The organism is Bacillus sp. AFS018417, assembly GCF_002560985.1.
Lineage (GTDB): Bacteria > Bacillota > Bacilli > Bacillales > Bacillaceae_G > Bacillus_A > Bacillus_A rhizoplanae.
Map to the genome: position 1 here is coordinate 1 of NZ_NTTM01000151.1, position 340 is coordinate 340.

Annotated in this window: 1 protein-coding gene; it reads right to left on the minus strand. The window is 42.9% G+C overall.

All coding sequences use genetic code 11. The features are described from left to right. Positions 1-145: 145 nt before the first annotated feature. Positions 146-340, minus strand: a 195-nt coding sequence (locus CN326_RS23985) for a hypothetical protein (RefSeq protein WP_176524768.1), incomplete at its 5' end; no start/stop codon positions are given.

The window sequence follows — 340 nt, forward strand, 5'->3', positions numbered from 1 at the left end:
CAATTATATTTATCTATAATCTGTTTAGGGACCACAGCTAAATCTACTACTTCTTTAAATCCATGTTTACTATAAAAAGGTTTTAAATGTTCAAATGGAATGCAATATACATTTTGAATTTGAAGTTTCAATTAAAAAATAGGAATTAAATAAAGCATACTCCGTCCACGCAGAATCCGCCGCCACAACCGCCGCAACCGCCACAACCGCCGCAACCGCCACATCCAAATCCAAATCCAATGCATCCAAAGCATCCAAAGCAACGGAATCCGCAACGGCCAAACCCTCCGCAACGACCGAACCCGCCGCAACGACCACAACCTCCGCAACGACGAGTATA